Below are 16876 nucleotides of genomic sequence, written 5' to 3' on the forward strand. Positions count from 1 at the left end.
CGCTGAGGTAGATCGATGCTGCGACGATCAACTGAGGTCGTTCAGCAGTGACGCACGCACGCTCGCTTCAATCGTCTGCACCGGAACCGGATAGTGCGGATGATCGCATCCGATCAGCAACGCCGCGCCGTCGCGCAAGCGCGCCTTCATCGCCGATGTCAGCTCGAAACGGGCAAAGTGCACGGCCGATGTCTTCTCGTCGTTCTCTCGATCGAGATCTTCGTCGGCGATGGCATAGACGGGCGCGTCGCCTTCCACCTGAACGAAAACACGATCTTCGATACCGATGAGCCGCGCCAATGCCGCCCGCCGCTCGACCTCGTTCTCGTACTCGATCTGGATCGTCGCTTTCAGATTGCTGCCGTCGGGTACGAGCGGCAAGTATGCTTCGAGTTCGCCCTGAATGCCGTCTTCGTCGAAAATCTTCTCGATGTGCAGCATCTCCTGAATCTGATAGCGAATCGTAAGCTCGTCTTCGAACAGAAAGGTCAGGTGGTTGCCGAGCTTCACGGTGCGGTGTTTCTTGTGCTCGATTACGCGGCTGCGCATTGCCGTGCGCGACTTCGAATAGTTCTCGAGCGACAACAGGGAGTTCCTTGCGATCGTCATCGGATGTCCTTGCGATGTGAGAAGGCTCATAAACCGTAGGCTTTGCGCAGCAGCGTCAGCGGATGCGCGAGTTGCGCCTTTGGCAAACCGGTTTCGTCGAACCCCTGTTCGATATGGTGGCCCGCCAGCTGGCAGTCGGACGAAATGTAGTCGGGCTGCGGCTGTGCCATTGCCTTGAAGACCGGCGTGCCGATTTTCATCGCCGTCTCGTGGAACTCCTTTTTCACGCCGAACGTGCCTGCGTGTCCGGAGCAACGCTCGACCACCGTCACCTGCGTGTCCGGCACGAGCGCCAATGTTTCGGATGTCTTGCGGCCGATGTTCTGCACGCGCGCGTGACAAGGCACGTGATACGAGACCTTGCCGAGCGGCGTATTGAAATCGGTCTTCAGCAGACCGTCGCGATGCCGTGACACAAAGTACTCGAACGGGTCCCAGAACGCTTCGCTGACCGCGCGCACGTCTTCGTCGCCTGGGAACATCAGCGGCAGCTCGTGTTTGTACATCATCACGCAACTCGGAATCGAACCGATCAGCGCGTAACCGTCACGCGCGTATCTGGCGAGGATCGGCAGGTTTTTCTCCTTCTTCCGTGCCACGCCGTCGAGGTCGCCCTGTTCGAGCAAAGGCATTCCACAGCATGACTCGCTGCTTACAAGCTCATACGGAATCTCGTTATGCGCGAGTACCGCTAGCAAATCGTGACCGATGCCCGGCTCGTTGAAATTCACATAGCACGTTGCATAGATCGCCACCTTGCCGGGCGTTCGTTCGCCATCCCGAACCGGTATATCTCGCGATCGCTTCGCTGCACTGCGGAATTTACGCGAGGCGAACGACGGCAACCACGCATTCCTGTCGACGCCTAGCGCCTTCTCCATCAATCCGCGCGCGGCGGCCGTATGGTTGACGGCGTTGACGGTTTGGGTCACGACCGGGATGCCGGCGAAATGGCCTAGCGCATCGGTATTCGACAAAAACCTGTCGCGTGTTTTGACCTCGCCGCGCTTATAGCTCGCGGCCTTGGCGCGCAGCATCAGATGCGGGAAATCGACGTTCCACGGATGCGGTGGCACGTACGGGCATTTCGTCATGTAGCAGAGATCGCACAGATAGCACTGGTCCACCACCTTGCCGAAATGCGCCTTGTCGACGTCGTGCGCTTCGCCGGTGTCGGTCTCGTCGACGAGATCGAACAGCGTGGGGAATGCACCGCACAACGATACGCAACGGCGACAGCCGGCGCAGATATCGAAGACGCGCGTCAATTCCTCGTCGATTGCGTTCTGATCATAGAAAGTGTCGGAGCGCCAGTCGAGCGCGTGCCGGGTCGGTGCTTCGAGACTGCCTTCCTTGTGGGGCATGACGTCAGTCTCCTTTTCATCGTTCTTGTTTATGCCAGGAGCCGTTTCGTGGAGAAGATTGGCACGCGAAGCGGCGCGAGAACCGCGGACGTACGCCGCGGTTTCTCGCGCAATGCGTGGGGCGTGCCGTTCAGCGTAACGGCGTCGGGCATCAATTCACACCGCCGGCTGCGGCCTCGTCAGTCCACCAGCGACTCGAGCGCTTTCGAATAACGGTTGGCGTGGCTGCGTTCCGCTTTGGCCAGCGTCTCAAACCAGTTCGCGATTTCGTCGAAGCCTTCGTCACGCGCCGTTTTCGCCATGCCGGGGTACATGTCCGTATATTCATGCGTTTCGCCGGCGATTGCGGCCTCGAGATTCAGGCGCGACGAGCCGAACGGCAAACCGGTGGCCGGATCGCCCGACGCCTCGAGATATTCGAGGTGGCCATGCGCATGACCCGTCTCCCCTTCCGCGGTCGAACGGAACAACGCTGCGACGTCGTTCTGGCCCTCGACGTCCGCCTTGGCGGCGAAATACAGGTAGCGGCGATTGGCTTGCGATTCGCCGGCGAATGCAGCCTTGAGGTTGTCTTCTGTTCTGGATCCCTTCAGTTGTGTCATCTGAGCCTCCATCCATCTTTTGTAGTGTGGGAATCGCGCGTTGGGGAAGCGGGCATCGTCGCGAGCGACGGCGGCTGGACGCGCGCGCCTGAGCCGTGCATTAAATCTAGAAGCTCACCCATGCGTTCCCAATTGTCATTTTCAATCTCGCCGATAGTGGTTTGGGTTGCATAACTTTTCGTCCGACATAGACTGTTGTAGCGGACAAGCGTCTATGCGGGGGATTGGAAATGCGGCTGACCATCCTTATCAACGGTCCGGATCCAACCGTGAATCATGACTACGCAGTGCTGTGGCTGGACACCGAACAGCGCCGCTGGTCCAGAGAAGCACACGAAGGCGTGCATCTCCCCCCGTGGGGAGAAATGCGCGATAGCGACGGTGTCACTGCGTTATGCGCGCCGAGCGCAGAAGCGCCGTTGTGCACGCTCGAGGGATTGCATGTCGACCGCAGACAGCGTGTCAGTTCTTCGCAAGGCGTTGCAGCATGGCAGTCCGAACGCACGCATTCGCCGATGAACGGCTTCTGGCGCCTGCAAGCAGTCGATCGCCAGCCGGTAAAAGCGGAAAACAGCATCTTCGGGCGCTGACCGGCGCCCTTGGCGCGCGCGTGCATCGGCCCGCGCTGCGCAACTGGCCATTCGTAGCGAATGGCCACCGCAAATCGATGAATCGCGAGGCGCCGCAACGGCAGCCACCCCGTGTAGTTCCGTAGCGCCCTCTTCCTCTTGCTTCTTCACGCGTTCGAAGTGCGTTGCTGCAGTGCAATCGCATCGTCGCTCGCGCCGCGCGACGCTATACTTGCGCCTCGCCGTTTCCGCCCATCCTTTTTCCGTCCTGCCTTTCATCCCTCTGCAATCTATGAAGAAGTGGTTTCTCTGCCTGCTAGCCGCTGTCGCGGCTCATGCGACGGCGGCGCCGTCCTGCACCGATTTCACGCCAAACGGCCAATGGCCCGTGCTAACCAATCCGAAAATGGCGCCGAAAACACGCATGCTCTGCTATGCGGATTTTGCGGTGCTGCATTCCGGCATCACGCACGGGCCCTTGTGGTCCGCCGAACATCTGACGCGCGATCATATCGAGGCAGCCAGAAATATGACGCGCACGAATCGCTTCTTCGAAGATGCGCGCCTTCCTGCCGGCGAAGGTGCGACGCTCGCCGATTACAGGCGCAGCGGGTTCGACCGCGGCCATATGAGCCCGGCCGGCAATCGCTGGAACGAGGCAGGCATGGCGCAATCTTTTTCGCTCGCGAACATCGTCCCGCAGAATCGCGAGAACAATGAGCGCTTGTGGTCGCGCGTCGAAAGCGCCGTGCGCAAGCTCGCGCTGAAATACGATGACACCTACGTCGTCACGGGCCCGATGTTCGTCGGCCAGCAGTTGCAGACGATCGGCGCGACGCGCGTATTCGTGCCGACCCAATTGTTCAAGGTGATCTACGTGCCGTCGAAGCGGCTTGCATTCGCGGTGGTCGTGGACAACATTGCGACCAACCGCTACAACCTCAAAACCGTGCATGAACTCGAAGCGGCCAGCGGCATCCGCTTTCCCGGTATTCCCGAGAGTGCGAAGGACGAACGGCCAGGAGGACTCAAAGGTGTTTAACGCGTATTCAAACGACGTCGACGTGCTCGGCATTGAGGGCGATGCGTTGACCATTACGAATGGCACAACCCGCGTGCTGATCAGCGGCACGCTAGCGCTCACGAAGGATAAGCGCGGACTCAAGGCCGCGCTTGCGCTCAAGCAGGCAGTCGATAGCGCGGTCGCCGCATTGCAGGCGCAAGCGGATTTGCCCGAACGCATCAAGGACGAGCCGGACGCGAAGCCGGGCGTGGTCGATAACCCGTTTTGAACGGCGTCGTGTCGCGACGCATTTCGCCCGCGCCGGCGGGCGAAAGCTCTATTCAGCGTACTCCCGCAACACCATCGTGATGCGCGCCTTTGGCCTAATGATCCAGTAAGTCCGATCACAAATGCAAAGGAGACGACATCATGCTGGTCAATCCACCTTCTATCGACCCGCGCATGCGAGCCGACGGCGACACCGCGAAGGACGCGGCTGCTTCAGCTCAGCAGCAAATTGCCAACAGCGCAGACCGTGCATCAGATCAGACAGCCACTGCTTTCGCCGATACATCGTCGCCGCGAGCAAGCGACAAGCCAAAATCGCCATCACACGCTCCTGCAAGCCGCGAACGTTCGAGCGCTTCCAGGCAGACAGGCGTGCCGCCCAGAACCGGCACGCTTCACCGCAAACAGCCCGAGAGTCGTGCACGGGCCCCCGCGAGCCGTGCGGACGATGACCGGCTGATTGCTAACCTGAACCGGATGTTGACCACCGCGCAAATCGGCGCCTGGAACGAATCGAGCGATTACATCCGCGGTTCGATCGAACACGATCTCAGCAGCGATCGCGGTGTGCTCGAGACCTCCGCGCAGAACGTACGCACTGCACAAAGCGGACTCGATGATGCCCAGCATCAGATGACCAGCCGCGCGGACCCGTTCTCGGGCATCCCTTGGCCCGCCGACTATACAAAGTACGAAGCTGCCAGACAGTCGCTCGCACGCGCACAACAGGCAAATGAAGACGCGGAAAAATCGTGGCGCGAGGCCAACCGGAAACATCTGGCCGATATGCCGCCGTATATGTCCGGCGCGATGATGCTCGATGCGACCAACCGCATCGCACAGGACGCCCATGCCGGCCGCGCCAACTGGATCGTATCGGCGACCGATGCGCGCGCGCTCTGTCGTCAGGCGACACAGAATGCGAAGCAAAAGATCGACGACCACCTGAATAAGGCGTGGGAACAGCTGGTGCTCGATTTGCGCGCGTGGCGGAGCAACAATGTCGGCAAGATCGATTCCGAATCGATCGTCAGGCAGATGAACAAGACATCGGAGACTTATCTGCTGCTCGAACAGGACGCGGCGCAAAAGAAAGGCATCATTGACGCACGCGTCAAGAGCTTCGACGATTGGCTGGACCAGAACCGGTCCGCCGTCATCGCCAGGCGCAACCCCGATGACGCAGCGCAAAAGAGCGCCGTCGTCGATTTGCTGCGCGAACGCCGCGCCAACCTCGATAGCGCGATATCCGATAGCAACGATCAAAGCCATCTGGCTGCTTCGTTGATGGCGGCGACGGTCAATCACAGCCGGCTCGCGACACCTGAAACCAGCGAGGCCGTCTTTGTTTCGGAGGCCCACCCTGGCGGCAGTCCTCATGACTATGCCGGGAAACTGTCGTTTTACGACACGCGCTCGGGCAAAGACATACTGATCGGCACAAAAGATCTCGGCGTCACGTCGATCACCGTGCCTGAAGGCGACAGGGGAGATCCGGCTGCCGCGATTCATCCGGACTCCATCGTGCCGCCGCCGCTGACACCGCCCGGCACGCACCTCAAACTTCAGTACTCGTACGAGCGCTCAGGCGCGGTCCGCTATCCGGAGCAAAACGGACTCGTCTTTACCACCCAACAGACGAACGCGCAAAAACAGGCCGAAAAGGACTTCACGAAATACGGCGGATCGGTTGCCGGCCTCGTCAGAGCCGGAGAATACGGCTACGTTCGCTTTAACAACTCGCAGTTCGTCAAGGACAAATTGCCGACACTGTCCCGGGTTCAGAAGCCGATGATGCCGTTCAATGCGCCCTTGCCGGCAACGCTGCAATTTGCAACGCGCGGCATATCGATCGCATCGGGCTTGACGCGCGGCGCGATGTACCTCGAATCCGCCGCCAACAAAGTGGCGAGGGGCGAAGATCCGACGTCCGACTACGTGGCCGCCGGAGCGGCGTTCGCGCAGGGAACCATCGATTCGTCGGTCGGCTTGTATGTCGACGCGGCGCTCGTATCCGCGAGCCAGTACAAAGCGGATAACCGCGAGGCGAAGCTGCCGGGAAAACGCGCTCAAACGCTGTTTCCACAATCCCGCGACGAAACTGCTCGTGGAATCAGTTACGAATACAAGCCCGACGGCTCCATCGAAAGCGCGCAAAGGATCGACCCGAAAACCGGTGAGCTGCAAACCTACACGCCCGCGCACACCGAGCTTGCCAAGCTGGAGCCCGCTGGCAATGCATCGCCGTCGAACGCGGGCACGACGTCGGGTGCCGCACAAGGCGAAGCGATGGTTCGCACCGTCCCGCCCGTGGCCGACTCGGAAATCCAGAGCGGGATCAGGCGTTCGGCGGACAGCATCGTTGCGTCGGCCGAGCGGGTCGCTCAGGCTTATGGTCCGTTGAACACCAGCGGACTGCCGCAAATCGATACCGGCAGGGCGCGATTGAATGCGCTGGCCGCCGAGTTGCGCGAAAGCGCCGACCAGGCGAAAAACTCCTTCCAGAAATTCGCCTTCAACGTCGAGCTCAATCGTGCCAACGAACTCGGGGGCAAAAAATGGCCCATTCCCGGCGGCGTCAAGCTTATGGCGTACGCTAGCGCGGGGCTCGTCGTTCCAGCGTTGGTCGAATATGGCGTCAAGGTGTCCGATTACATCGAAAGAGCCAAACAGGGGACGCTCACGCGAGCGGACGACCTGAGCCTCGCTGCGTCGACCACCAACGCGGTCACGATGGTGACACCTTATATTCCGGTGGTCGGGCCGATCATCACGCCGTTTCTGCTGATCGCCAGCATGGCGATGAATGCGGCCGCGGGCTCGTTCAACAAAACGCCGGTGGAGAAAGTCTCCGCGCTATTGCAGTCGCAAACGGCGCATCCGCTTGCGAATCTGGGCGGCTATAACCCTATCGTGCCACCCGCTCCCCAAGCCTGACTTGCACCTGAACGCGCCTCACGACCGCGCACGCGCTAGCGCGCCTGCGACCGGATCAAACGCGCGCTATGCCACGCAGTCAATGCGACCGCAAACCAGATCGGTATATACGTCGCGAGCTGCGTGGACAAAAGATGCTCGCCAAGCAGCGTCACCGATACGAGCACGAGCAGCACCGGCTCGACGTAGCCGAGAATGCCGAATAGCGCCATCGGCAACAGGCGGCTTGCCTTCAGATACGAAGCAAGCGCGACGGTGCTCAACACGCCGAGGCCCGGCAGCCAGAGCACCCACATGTCGATGCGGCCGGACAGCAGCTGCAGCGAGCCACCGGTCGCGACCATCACGCCCGCCACAGGGACGAGCATTGCCATTTCAACGGCGAAGGCGGTCAGCGAGTCTGCATTGATTTTGCGGCGGAGTACGAAATAAGGCGGATAGCCAAGCGCGACGAGTACGGTGGGCCACGCAAATGCGCCGGTCGCCCACAGCTCGTGTGCAACGCCGGCCGCAGCACACGCGACCGCCGCCCATTGCAGCGGATCGAGCCGTTCGTGATAGTAGAAGCGCCCGGTCAGCACCATGGTCAGCGGCAACAGAAAATAGCCGAGTGAAACTTCGAGCAGGCGTCCATGCAACGGCGCCCACATAAATACCCATAGCTGAATACCGAGCAGCGCGGCGCTTATACCTAGCGCGAGCGCGATCCAGCGCTCGGTCATCGCGCGCCGGAAGAGCACGCGCATCTGCGGCAAACGAGAACGCAATGCGACGAGCGTCAGCGCGCCAGGCGCGGTCCACAACACACGCCACGCGAAGATATCGAGGCCGCTCAACGGCGCGAGCAGCTTCACGTAGACCGACATCAAGGCGAAGAGCGCGGATGCGCTGGCCGAAAGCGCGATACCGCGCCCGGGTTGATACGCGCTCATTGCGTGAAGATCTCGCATTCCAGGTCAAAGCCCGCATTCTAGACGCCTCGCGTATCCAACGGGAGGCATCCGACATACGAATGGGTACGTGCACGATTTCTCACATTGGAGTACAACGTAGCCTCATGCCTTTCTCGTCCGTTCATCGTCTGTTTCCCTTCGGGTCACATCGCCGTAACCGGTAAGCGCGATTCTTGCTTGAAACGCGTCTTAAATGCCGCGGATAACGAACGCAATGTCCTTTTAATTGCGCGTTCAATCCAGCGGGTGTGTCCGTCCTTCGTGTGCGAAGTTCGTCGAACCGACCGTGCACGCAACGCGAAACCACCGGCAGCATCGCCAGCCGCCGCCGGAAACTACAACATGGAGCGAACATGTCCCAGCCTGCCCTATCGCACGACGTCTCCCCCGAATTCGCCTCTGCCGTGCGAGCCGGCCTGACCCATGCGCCACAGAAGGAGCTGCCGTCGATGTATCTGTACGACGAAGTGGGCTCCGCGCTCTTCGAAGTCATCACGGCACTGCCCGAATATGGCGTCACGCGCGCCGAGGAGCGCCTGCTCGCCCGGCATGCGCCCGATATCGTCGCGCATGTGCCGCACAATGCGATCGTCGCCGAACTCGGCAGCGGCAGCGGCCGCAAGACCCGGCGCATTCTGGAAGCCTTGTGCAAGAAACGGCCGACGACGTCGACCACCTATTCGCCGATTGAAATTTCGCGCACCGCTTTGCAATTATGTCGCCGCGAACTCGGCGATCTCGAGCGCCTGTCGATCGTCGGCTACGAGCGCGATTACCTGGCCGGGCTCGCGGAAGTCAGCAAGCGGCGCGCGCGCGACGAGCCGCTGCTCGTGCTGTTTCTCGGCAGCACGATCGGCAACTTCGGCCGGCTCGCGGCCACGCGGTTTCTGCGCGACATCCGCGGCATGCTGATGCCCGGCGACGCGCTGCTGCTCGGCACCGACCTCGAAAAGCCCGTGCCCACGCTGATCGCAGCCTATGACGATCCGATCGGCGTGACCGCGGCGTTCAATCTGAATCTGCTTGCGCGCATCAACCGCGAACTGGGCGGCACGTTCGACCTCGATGCATTCGAGCATGTCGCGCGTTTCAACCCGGATGCGCGCAGCGTCGAAATGCATCTGCGCGCGAAGCATCGCGTCACCGCGCAGATTCGCGCAGCGCAACTGAATGTGACGCTCGAAGCCGGCGAAACGATCTGGACCGAAAGCAGCCACAAGTACCGCGCAACCGAGATCGGCGCGATCGCTGACGATGCGGGCTTCGCATGCGAGCAGCAATGGGTCGAACGCGACTGGGGGTTTGCGGAAAGCCTGCTGGTTGCGCGATAAGGCGCGTGGCGCGGAGCAGACATGGCGGCGAGCTTGCGCGATTACGCGGCATCGCTCGCCGGCGCGTGCGCGCTACCGCGACCACCTTGCTGTCTCAGTGTTGCTCGAAACGCTCGTAGCGCTTATCGGTCAGGCGCTCTTCGCCGGTCACCTCAGTCACGCGCGCTGCGGGCGGTCCGTGCCGCAGCCACGTGAGCATCCGGTCCACCTGGTTCGCGGGTCCTTGCAGCATGGCTTCAACGGAGCCGTCGTCAAGATTCGCGACCCAGCCTCTGACACCGAGCGCGTGGGCCTCGCGCACGGTCGCAAGGCGAAAGCCGACGCCCTGCACGATACCCTTGACGCGCACGTAGTACGTTTCGATCCGCGAATCGAGATCCGTGCCGGTCATGCTCTCATCTCCTGATAGTCTTTCAAGCCAGTCCTTCAAGCCGGCATTCTAGTCGCGTCGCAACGGAAATGCCCAGTTCCGGGCTGCAATGAAAGCGCCAGGCAGTGCACGAATGAAACACGAGCGCCGGGATAAGCGCGACACGAGCGCGGCACGAGCACGACACGAACCCGTCGCGATCGCGGCGAAGTTCTACGAAGCGCCACACGGCTTTCGCGCCCACGTACAATCCGACCACTTGGCCAAGGGAAACCACACAGGAATGAGTGATCAGAATCGCGATCTCGTGCTCGTGACGGGCGCGTCGGGCTTTGTCGGCTCGGCGGTGGCGCGCATCGCGCAACAGAAGGGCTTCGCGGTGCGCGTGCTCGTGCGAGCCACGAGTCCGCGCCGCAACATCGAGGAGCTCGACGCGCAGGTCGCCGTCGGCGATATGCGCGACGAAGCGTCGATGCGCGCCGCGCTGCGCGGCGTGCGCTATCTGCTGCATGTCGCGGCCGACTATCGGCTCTGGGCGCCCGACCCGAGCGAGATCGAACGCGCGAACCTCGAAGGCACCGAGGCCACGATGTGCGCGGCGCTGAAAGAAGGCGTCGAGCGCATCGTCTATACGAGCAGCGTGGCGACGCTGAAGGTGACCGATTCCGGCCAGTCGGTCGACGAAACCGCGGGCATGACGCCGCAACAGGCGATCGGCGTCTACAAGCGCAGCAAGGTGCTGGCGGAGCGCGCGGTCGAGCGCATGGTCGCCAACGACGGCTTGCCCGCCGTCATCGTCAATCCTTCGACGCCGATCGGCCCGCGCGACGTGAAGCCGACGCCGACCGGCCGCGTGATCGTCGAAGCGGCGCTCGGCAAGATGCCGGCCTTCGTCGATACGGGCCTGAACCTCGTGCATGTCGACGACGTCGCAGCCGGTCATTTTCTCGCGCTCGAGCGCGGCCAGATCGGCGAACGCTACATTCTCGGCGGCGAGAACCTGCCGCTGCAGACCATGCTCGCCGATATTGCATCCCTGACCAACCGCAAGCCGCCCACCCTCGCCCTGCCGCGCTGGCCGCTTTATCCGCTTGCGATGGGCGCCGAAGCCGTCGCCAGGATCACGAAGCGCGAGCCTTTCGTCACGGTCGACGCGCTGAAGATGTCGAAGAACAAGATGTACTTCACGTCGGCGAAAGCGGAGCGCGAGCTCGGCTATCGCGCGCGCCCATATCGCGAAGGGTTGAAAGACGCGCTCGACTGGTTTCGCGATGCGGGGTATCTGACGAAGTGACGCGCGGACGTGCTGCATTTTGTTACAACGTCGAGCGCCGCGGCCGAGGGTAAAAGCGCGTTCTGAAAGGTAAAATCGCGGGTCTTCTCAGAGAACCGTCGTATGAACCTTCAGGAACAGATCGGCGCGCTCGAAGCGAGCGTCGATGATCTCATTGAGGCCGCTGCTGCATCAGCGGTCGCGGCTTCGGCTACCGCGTCTTCGCCCTCCGAGCCTGCCGAGCCTGCCGGACCCGCCGCGCAAGACGCCGTACAGGCCGAATCGCCCGCATCGGACAACAAGCCCACACTGCATATCGACCGGCCGAACCAGAACGAAATCGTAATGACGATCGGCGATCGCTCCGTGCGGTTGCATCCACTGCAGGTAGGCCAGCTTATCGAGGAATTGTCGAATGCGCGCGCGTCGATGCAGCCCGAAGCGCCGGCGAATCTGCCGCCCGGCTGGCGTTTCGTTTCGACGAAAAATCCGGTGATGGCGGTTCAGAAGCAGTCGAATGGCGACCGCCTGCTCGTCATGCGGCACACAGGCCATGGTTGGGTGCCGTTCACTTTTTCGCCGGATACGGTCATCCAGTTGTACATGATGCTCACACAAGCGTGAGCGGCGGGGCCACACGGCGTCGGGGCGCGCGCGTTTGCCGCTTTACCGCGCGGTCAGTCAGCGCAGCAGCGGCAGAAGCACGCCCGGCAGACGCATCGGCTGCGGCGACGCGGGATCGGCGTCTTCCGTAAGATCCGCGGTCGTGCCCGGCCAAACCACTGGGCGAACGCAGAAGTCAGTCCAGCGCGCGTCGCATTCGCCTGCTCGCACCGCTTGCCACACCTCACCCGCGCCCGCCTGCGCCGGCGGTTCGAACACCGGCGCGAAGGTCTTCGCGCGAAGACCGACCATCTCGGCATAAGCCTTCGATCCGCCATAGCTCTTCAGCGCCACGTTCAGATCGCCCCCGGCGGACTTCATATAGCCATAGAGAATCGCCGAACCTACCTCGATATTGGTGTCCGGTTCCGTCAAATCCTTCACGTTCCTCAGCAGCGGACGGTGCGCGCTCGGCACGACCTGCATCAGGCCAGTCGCGCCGTTGCGGCCCTTCGCTTTCTCTTTGAAACGCGATTCGATCGAGATGATCGCGAGCAGCAGCGCAGGCGGCAGAGCGTACTTCTCCGATGCGACCCGGACCGCATTCGATATCTGCACCGCCTTTTCTTTCGCGACGCCGAATTTTTGCGCGAGGTAGTCGGAGACGCGGTCGCCGGCGGGGCGAGCTTCGCGGATACCCGCGGGCGATGCGTCGCTCCGCGCCGCCCGTGCTTCGGCCTGAGTCTGAACCTGAGCCTGAATCGGTAAGTCGGTACCGGCTACGTCGCCACTGTCGCTGCCAGAGCGAGCAAATGCGATTTGCATCAGACCAGGCAACAGCGCGAGCATGCAAAGCGGGCGAAGTAACCTGGTCGATGCAATCATCGTGTGTGTCCCGTGTTTAGCGTTCCTGCACCGGCGCCTGGACGCGGGCCTTCCACTGCCCGCCCGTGCCGCGCCAATATCGCACCGCTGACCCAATCGTTGCACTCACATAAAAAAGAGCGACGAGCGGCAGGAACGGCGCCCACAGCGGCGAGCGGCCGTAAAAGCGCAGCATCGGCGCGTAGGCGCAGCACATCGCGGCCCATGCGATCCATGCGGGCCAGCCCAGCGGACCGAGCGTCAGCGCGACAACCGGCGGCACCAGATAGATGACCACCATGCCGAACACCGTACCCACGAGCAGCCACGCGGAATAGCGCAGCTGCGTGAAGGCCGTGCGCGCAATCATGTTCCAGATCTCTTGCCAGTTGTTATAGGGGCGCAGCGACACGCTGCGCGCGGCAAGATCGAGCCGGATCGAATGGCGGCCTTCGCCGCGATGCTTGATCAGCGCGGCGAGCGTGCAATCGTCGATCAGGGTGCTGCGGATCGATTCGATGCCGCCCGCTTCCTCGAGCGCGCTGCGGCGCACGAGCATGCAGCCGCCGGCCGCACCGGCCGTGCGATTGCGCGGATTGCCGACCCATGCGAACGGGTACAGCTTCGCAAAGAAGAACACGAATGCGGGTATCAGTGCCTTTTCATAGAACGAATCGCAGCGCAAACGGACCATCAGCGACACGAGGTCGCGCTTTTCCGTGTCGGCCCGCGCGACGAGTTGCGTGACGGCATCGGCCGGATGGCCGATATCCGCATCGGTAAGCAGCAGGTACTCGGGCGCCAGGCCCAGCGACCTGACGGTTTCGATGCCCTGCGATTGCGCCCACACCTTGCCCGACCAGCCCGCGGGCAGCGGTTTCGCGAGCATCACCGTCAGACGGTCGGGGCATTGCAGCTGCATGGCGGCGGCGCGCGCGGCGTCCGCGGTGCCGTCGGTGCTGTGATCGTCGACCACGACGACGTGGAACGCACCCGCATAGTCCTGCTCGAGCAGCGACGCGACGGCCTCGCCGATCGCGTCGGCTTCATTGCGCGCCGGTATGACGGCGACGACCGATGGCCACGCGTCGCGGCCGTCGGTGGCGAGCGGCGGCGCCGGGCGCGCGCGCCAGAAACCGCCGCGCGCGAACAGCAGCACGCACCAGATCAAAAGGGAAAGACAGCTGAGGACAAACAGCACCACCGCGCTCATGCGGCGGCTCCGTTGCGGCGCTGCGAGACGACTGTCAATTTGACCGATGACCGGGCGCCGAGCGCGGCGCGCACACGCCGGCCGTCGGTCAGTGCGCTCGCGGCCGTCCGGTGCGGCGCGTTTGCAACAGCGTAGTAATCGTAATGGTGGACTTCCATACCGCGAGCCTCTAGATTCCACATTCAGCAAGCGGCAGTCACTGCAACATCGCCGCGGGCCCCTAGTTTAAAGGTTACGTGCCGGCCGCGCATTGAGTCATTTTTGCCATCTGACGCGATTCGCCCGAAACGGCCCAAAGGCAAACCGGCCCGGTTAGCGTTAGAATGCGCGTTTGGTCTTCAAACAACTGCTTTTTGTCCGTTTAAGACATCAACAATATTATGGACGCGGCGAACGAGTCATTTTTACCGATATCGTCGCAAACCCGCGTCAGTCGGAGTTCGCCAGCTTATGCGAGTCATCCTTGCTCAACCCCGCGGCTTTTGTGCGGGCGTTGTACGCGCGATCGAAATCGTCGATCGCGCGTTGCAGCAACACGGCGCGCCCGTGTATGTGCGCCATGAAATCGTCCACAACAGGCACGTGGTCGATAACCTGCGCAGAAAGGGCGCTCGCTTCGTCGAAGAACTCGATGAAGTGCCCGAGGGCGCGGTTGCCATTTTCAGCGCGCATGGCGTCGCGCAAAGCGTCGAGCGCGATGCGGAACAACGCGGCCTCGACGTGCTCGATGCGACCTGCCCTCTCGTCACGAAGGTGCACGTTCAAGGCCGCCAGTACGTCGCGGCCGGCCGCACGCTGATCCTCATTGGCCACGCGGGGCACCCGGAAGTCGAGGGCACGATCGGGCAAATTCCGGGTAAGGTGCTGCTCGTTCAAAGCGAAGCCGAAGTCGCAAAGCTCAATCTGCCCCTCGATACGCCTCTGGCGTACGTCACGCAGACTACGCTGTCGGTCGACGACACCCGTGGCATTATCGACGCACTGTTGAACCGCTTCCCGGACATCGTCGGCCCGGACACGCGCGACATCTGCTACGCGACGCAAAACCGGCAGGCCGCAGTCCGAGAGTTGAGCACGCAGGTCGACGTGCTATTGGTCGTCGGCGCAACGAATAGCTCGAACTCAAACCGGCTGCGCGAAATCGGCAGCGAAAGCGGCGTGCCGAGCTACCTCGTCGCAGACGGTTCGGAAGTCAAGGCCGAATGGTTCGCGAATGCGCTAACCGTCGGCATCACCGCCGGCGCATCGGCGCCGGAAGAAATGGTGGAAAACGTCATCGATGCGCTGCGCGCATTGGGCCCCGTCGACGTTTCGACGATGGCGGGCCGTGAAGAGAAAGTTGAATTCAAGTTGCCGTCAAAACTGACGCAACCACTCGCTGCACGCGAAGTTTAAGGAGAACCGTCTTGTCTATTCCGCTGCTACAGAAAGTTCGGGTCGGCGCCTACATCATGCGCCAGCACCTGTCGGGGAATAAGCGCTATCCGCTCGCACTGATGCTCGAACCGCTGTTCCGCTGCAACCTCGCCTGCAATGGCTGCGGCAAGATCGATTATCCGGATCCGATCCTGAACCAGCGGCTGTCGTTGGCCGAATGCCTCGAAGCCGTCGACGAGTGCGGCGCGCCCGTCGTCTCGATCGCGGGCGGCGAGCCGCTGCTGCACAGGGAAATGCCGCAGATCGTGAAAGGCATCATGGCGCGCAAGAAGTTCGTCTATCTCTGCACGAACGCGCTGCTGATGGAAAAGAAGATGGACGATTACGAGCCGAATCCGTATTTCGTCTGGTCCGTGCACCTCGATGGCGACAAGGACATGCACGACCACTCGGTGTCGCAGGAAGGCGTCTACGAGAAGGCCGTCGCCGCGATCCGCGAAGCGAAGCGCCGTGGCTTCCGCGTCAACATCAATTGCACGCTGTTCAACGATGCGAAGCCGGACCGCGTCGCCGCGTTCTTCGATACGTTGAAGCCGCTCGGCGTGGATGGCATTACGGTGTCGCCCGGTTACGCGTATGAGCGCGCGCCGGATCAACAGCACTTCCTCAACCGCGAAAAGACCAAGCACCTGTTCCGCGAAATCTTCAAGCGCGGCAACAACGGCAAGAACTGGTCGTTCAGCCAGTCGGCCATGTTCCTCGACTTCCTCGCGGGCAACCAAACGTACAAATGCACGCCGTGGGGCAACCCGGCGCGCACCGTGTTCGGCTGGCAACGTCCGTGCTATCTGGTCGGCGAAGGCTATGCAAAGACCTTCAAGGAGTTGATGGAATCCACCGACTGGGACAAGTACGGCACGGGCAACTACGAGAAGTGCGCGGACTGCATGGTCCACAGCGGATTCGAAGCGACGGCCGTGATGGATACGGTTACGCATCCGCTGAAGGCGCTGAAGGTCAGCAGGAACGGCCCGAAGACGACCGGCGCATTCGCCAAGGATATTCCGCTCGACAAGCAGCGTCCGGCTGAATATGTATTCTCGCGCCACGTGGAGATCAAGCTCGAAGAGATCAAGCGCACGGGCAAGGGCAAGAAGGTCGAGACAGCTGCCGCGATGAACTGATTGCCCGGTCTGAAGTTTTAAAGACCGACGATTCAAGACCGACACAACGAATAAAGCGCAACGGTATAGGCCGTTGCGCTTTTTCTTTTGAGTTGTCAGTCTCTCAAGCTCTCAGGTTCAGCAGCACTTTCCCGCACCACCTCCATACCGCGCGCTTTGACGCTCGCGGAAAAACTCATCGTAGGTCATAACGGGCCGGTCGGGATGCGTCGCGCGCATGTGTGCAACGTAGGTGTCGTAGTCCGGCAGCCCCACCATCAGGCGCAGCGTCTCGCCCAGATAGCGGCCTGCAGACCTCATGTCGTTGCGAAGATTCGAGAACATGGCGGCGGCTCC

At 61.9% G+C, this 16876-nt stretch carries 17 protein-coding genes; 9 read left to right on the plus strand and 8 right to left on the minus strand.

Features of this window, described 5'->3' with window-relative positions; genetic code table 11:
* Positions 1–27: 27 nt before the first annotated feature.
* The 3 genes from BTO02_RS22275 to BTO02_RS22285 form a co-directional block, all read right to left on the minus strand.
* Positions 28–609, minus strand: a complete 582-nt coding sequence (locus BTO02_RS22275) for a DUF3501 family protein (RefSeq protein WP_075161268.1) — start codon at positions 607–609, stop codon at positions 28–30.
* A 26-nt stretch (positions 610–635) separates the two neighbouring features.
* Positions 636–1973: a heterodisulfide reductase-related iron-sulfur binding cluster gene (locus BTO02_RS22280; RefSeq protein ID WP_075159416.1), complete on the minus strand. Its 1338-nt coding sequence runs from the start codon at positions 1971–1973 to the stop codon at positions 636–638.
* 179 nt (positions 1974–2152) lie between these two features.
* Entirely contained in the window at positions 2153–2575 is a 423-nt protein-coding gene (locus BTO02_RS22285) for a rubrerythrin family protein (protein ID WP_075161269.1), read from the minus strand.
* Positions 2576–2805: 230 nt separating this feature from the next.
* Between BTO02_RS22285 and BTO02_RS22290 the strand changes: the two genes are divergently transcribed.
* From BTO02_RS22290 to BTO02_RS22305, 4 genes are all read left to right on the plus strand, one after another.
* On the plus strand, positions 2806–3165 hold the full coding sequence (locus tag BTO02_RS22290; RefSeq protein WP_075159417.1) for a DUF3564 domain-containing protein: 360 nt from the start codon (positions 2806–2808) through the stop codon (positions 3163–3165).
* Between the two features lie 271 nt (positions 3166–3436).
* Positions 3437–4186: a DNA/RNA non-specific endonuclease gene (locus tag BTO02_RS22295; protein WP_075159418.1), complete on the plus strand. Its 750-nt coding sequence runs from the start codon at positions 3437–3439 to the stop codon at positions 4184–4186.
* Positions 4179–4436: a hypothetical protein gene (locus BTO02_RS22300; protein ID WP_075159419.1), complete on the plus strand. Its 258-nt coding sequence runs from the start codon at positions 4179–4181 to the stop codon at positions 4434–4436. Before BTO02_RS22295 ends, BTO02_RS22300 begins: the two co-directional genes overlap by 8 nt.
* A gap of 371 nt (positions 4437–4807) precedes the next feature.
* Positions 4808–7372 (plus strand): hypothetical protein, encoded by a 2565-nt coding sequence (locus BTO02_RS22305; protein WP_156883943.1) that lies wholly within the window; start codon positions 4808–4810, stop codon positions 7370–7372.
* A gap of 35 nt (positions 7373–7407) precedes the next feature.
* Here the strand turns inward: BTO02_RS22305 and rarD are convergent, their stop codons facing one another.
* The gene (gene rarD, locus BTO02_RS22310) at positions 7408–8304 is read right to left on the minus strand and encodes an EamA family transporter RarD (RefSeq protein WP_075159421.1); all 897 of its coding nucleotides are present in this window, start codon (positions 8302–8304) and stop codon (positions 7408–7410) included.
* 374 nt (positions 8305–8678) lie between these two features.
* Here rarD and egtD point away from each other — a divergent pair, with 374 nt between their 5' ends.
* Complete coding sequence (gene egtD / locus BTO02_RS22315) at positions 8679–9656, plus strand: L-histidine N(alpha)-methyltransferase (RefSeq protein WP_075161270.1); 978 nt, start codon at positions 8679–8681, stop codon at positions 9654–9656.
* A gap of 94 nt (positions 9657–9750) precedes the next feature.
* Here egtD and BTO02_RS22320 read toward each other — a convergent pair whose 3' ends face one another.
* Positions 9751–10047 (minus strand): acylphosphatase, encoded by a 297-nt coding sequence (locus BTO02_RS22320; RefSeq protein WP_075159422.1) that lies wholly within the window; start codon positions 10045–10047, stop codon positions 9751–9753.
* 262 nt (positions 10048–10309) lie between these two features.
* Here BTO02_RS22320 and hpnA point away from each other — a divergent pair, with 262 nt between their 5' ends.
* Entirely contained in the window at positions 10310–11320 is a 1011-nt protein-coding gene (gene hpnA / locus BTO02_RS22325; RefSeq protein ID WP_075159423.1) for a hopanoid-associated sugar epimerase, read from the plus strand.
* A gap of 102 nt (positions 11321–11422) precedes the next feature.
* Positions 11423–11923, plus strand: coding sequence for a hypothetical protein (locus BTO02_RS22330; protein WP_075159424.1), 501 nt, complete (start codon positions 11423–11425; stop codon positions 11921–11923).
* A gap of 57 nt (positions 11924–11980) precedes the next feature.
* Here the strand turns inward: BTO02_RS22330 and BTO02_RS22335 are convergent, their stop codons facing one another.
* A complete protein-coding gene (locus BTO02_RS22335) occupies positions 11981–12787 on the minus strand; it encodes a lytic transglycosylase domain-containing protein (protein ID WP_232243634.1) in 807 nt (268 codons plus the stop codon).
* 16 nt (positions 12788–12803) lie between these two features.
* Entirely contained in the window at positions 12804–13979 is a 1176-nt protein-coding gene (locus tag BTO02_RS22340) for a glycosyltransferase (protein ID WP_075159425.1), read from the minus strand.
* Between the two features lie 450 nt (positions 13980–14429).
* On the opposite strand from BTO02_RS22340, the gene ispH reads away from it, so the two are divergent.
* Entirely contained in the window at positions 14430–15374 is a 945-nt protein-coding gene (gene ispH / locus BTO02_RS22345; protein ID WP_075159426.1) for a 4-hydroxy-3-methylbut-2-enyl diphosphate reductase, read from the plus strand.
* An 11-nt stretch (positions 15375–15385) separates the two neighbouring features.
* Entirely contained in the window at positions 15386–16540 is a 1155-nt protein-coding gene (gene hpnH / locus BTO02_RS22350; protein ID WP_075159427.1) for an adenosyl-hopene transferase HpnH, read from the plus strand.
* Between the two features lie 117 nt (positions 16541–16657).
* Here hpnH and BTO02_RS22355 read toward each other — a convergent pair whose 3' ends face one another.
* The gene (locus BTO02_RS22355) at positions 16658–16864 is read right to left on the minus strand and encodes a YbdD/YjiX family protein (RefSeq protein ID WP_075159428.1); all 207 of its coding nucleotides are present in this window, start codon (positions 16862–16864) and stop codon (positions 16658–16660) included.
* Between the last annotated feature and the right edge of the window lie 12 nt (positions 16865–16876).

This window comes from Paraburkholderia sp. SOS3 (assembly GCF_001922345.1).
Classification (GTDB): domain Bacteria; phylum Pseudomonadota; class Gammaproteobacteria; order Burkholderiales; family Burkholderiaceae; genus Paraburkholderia.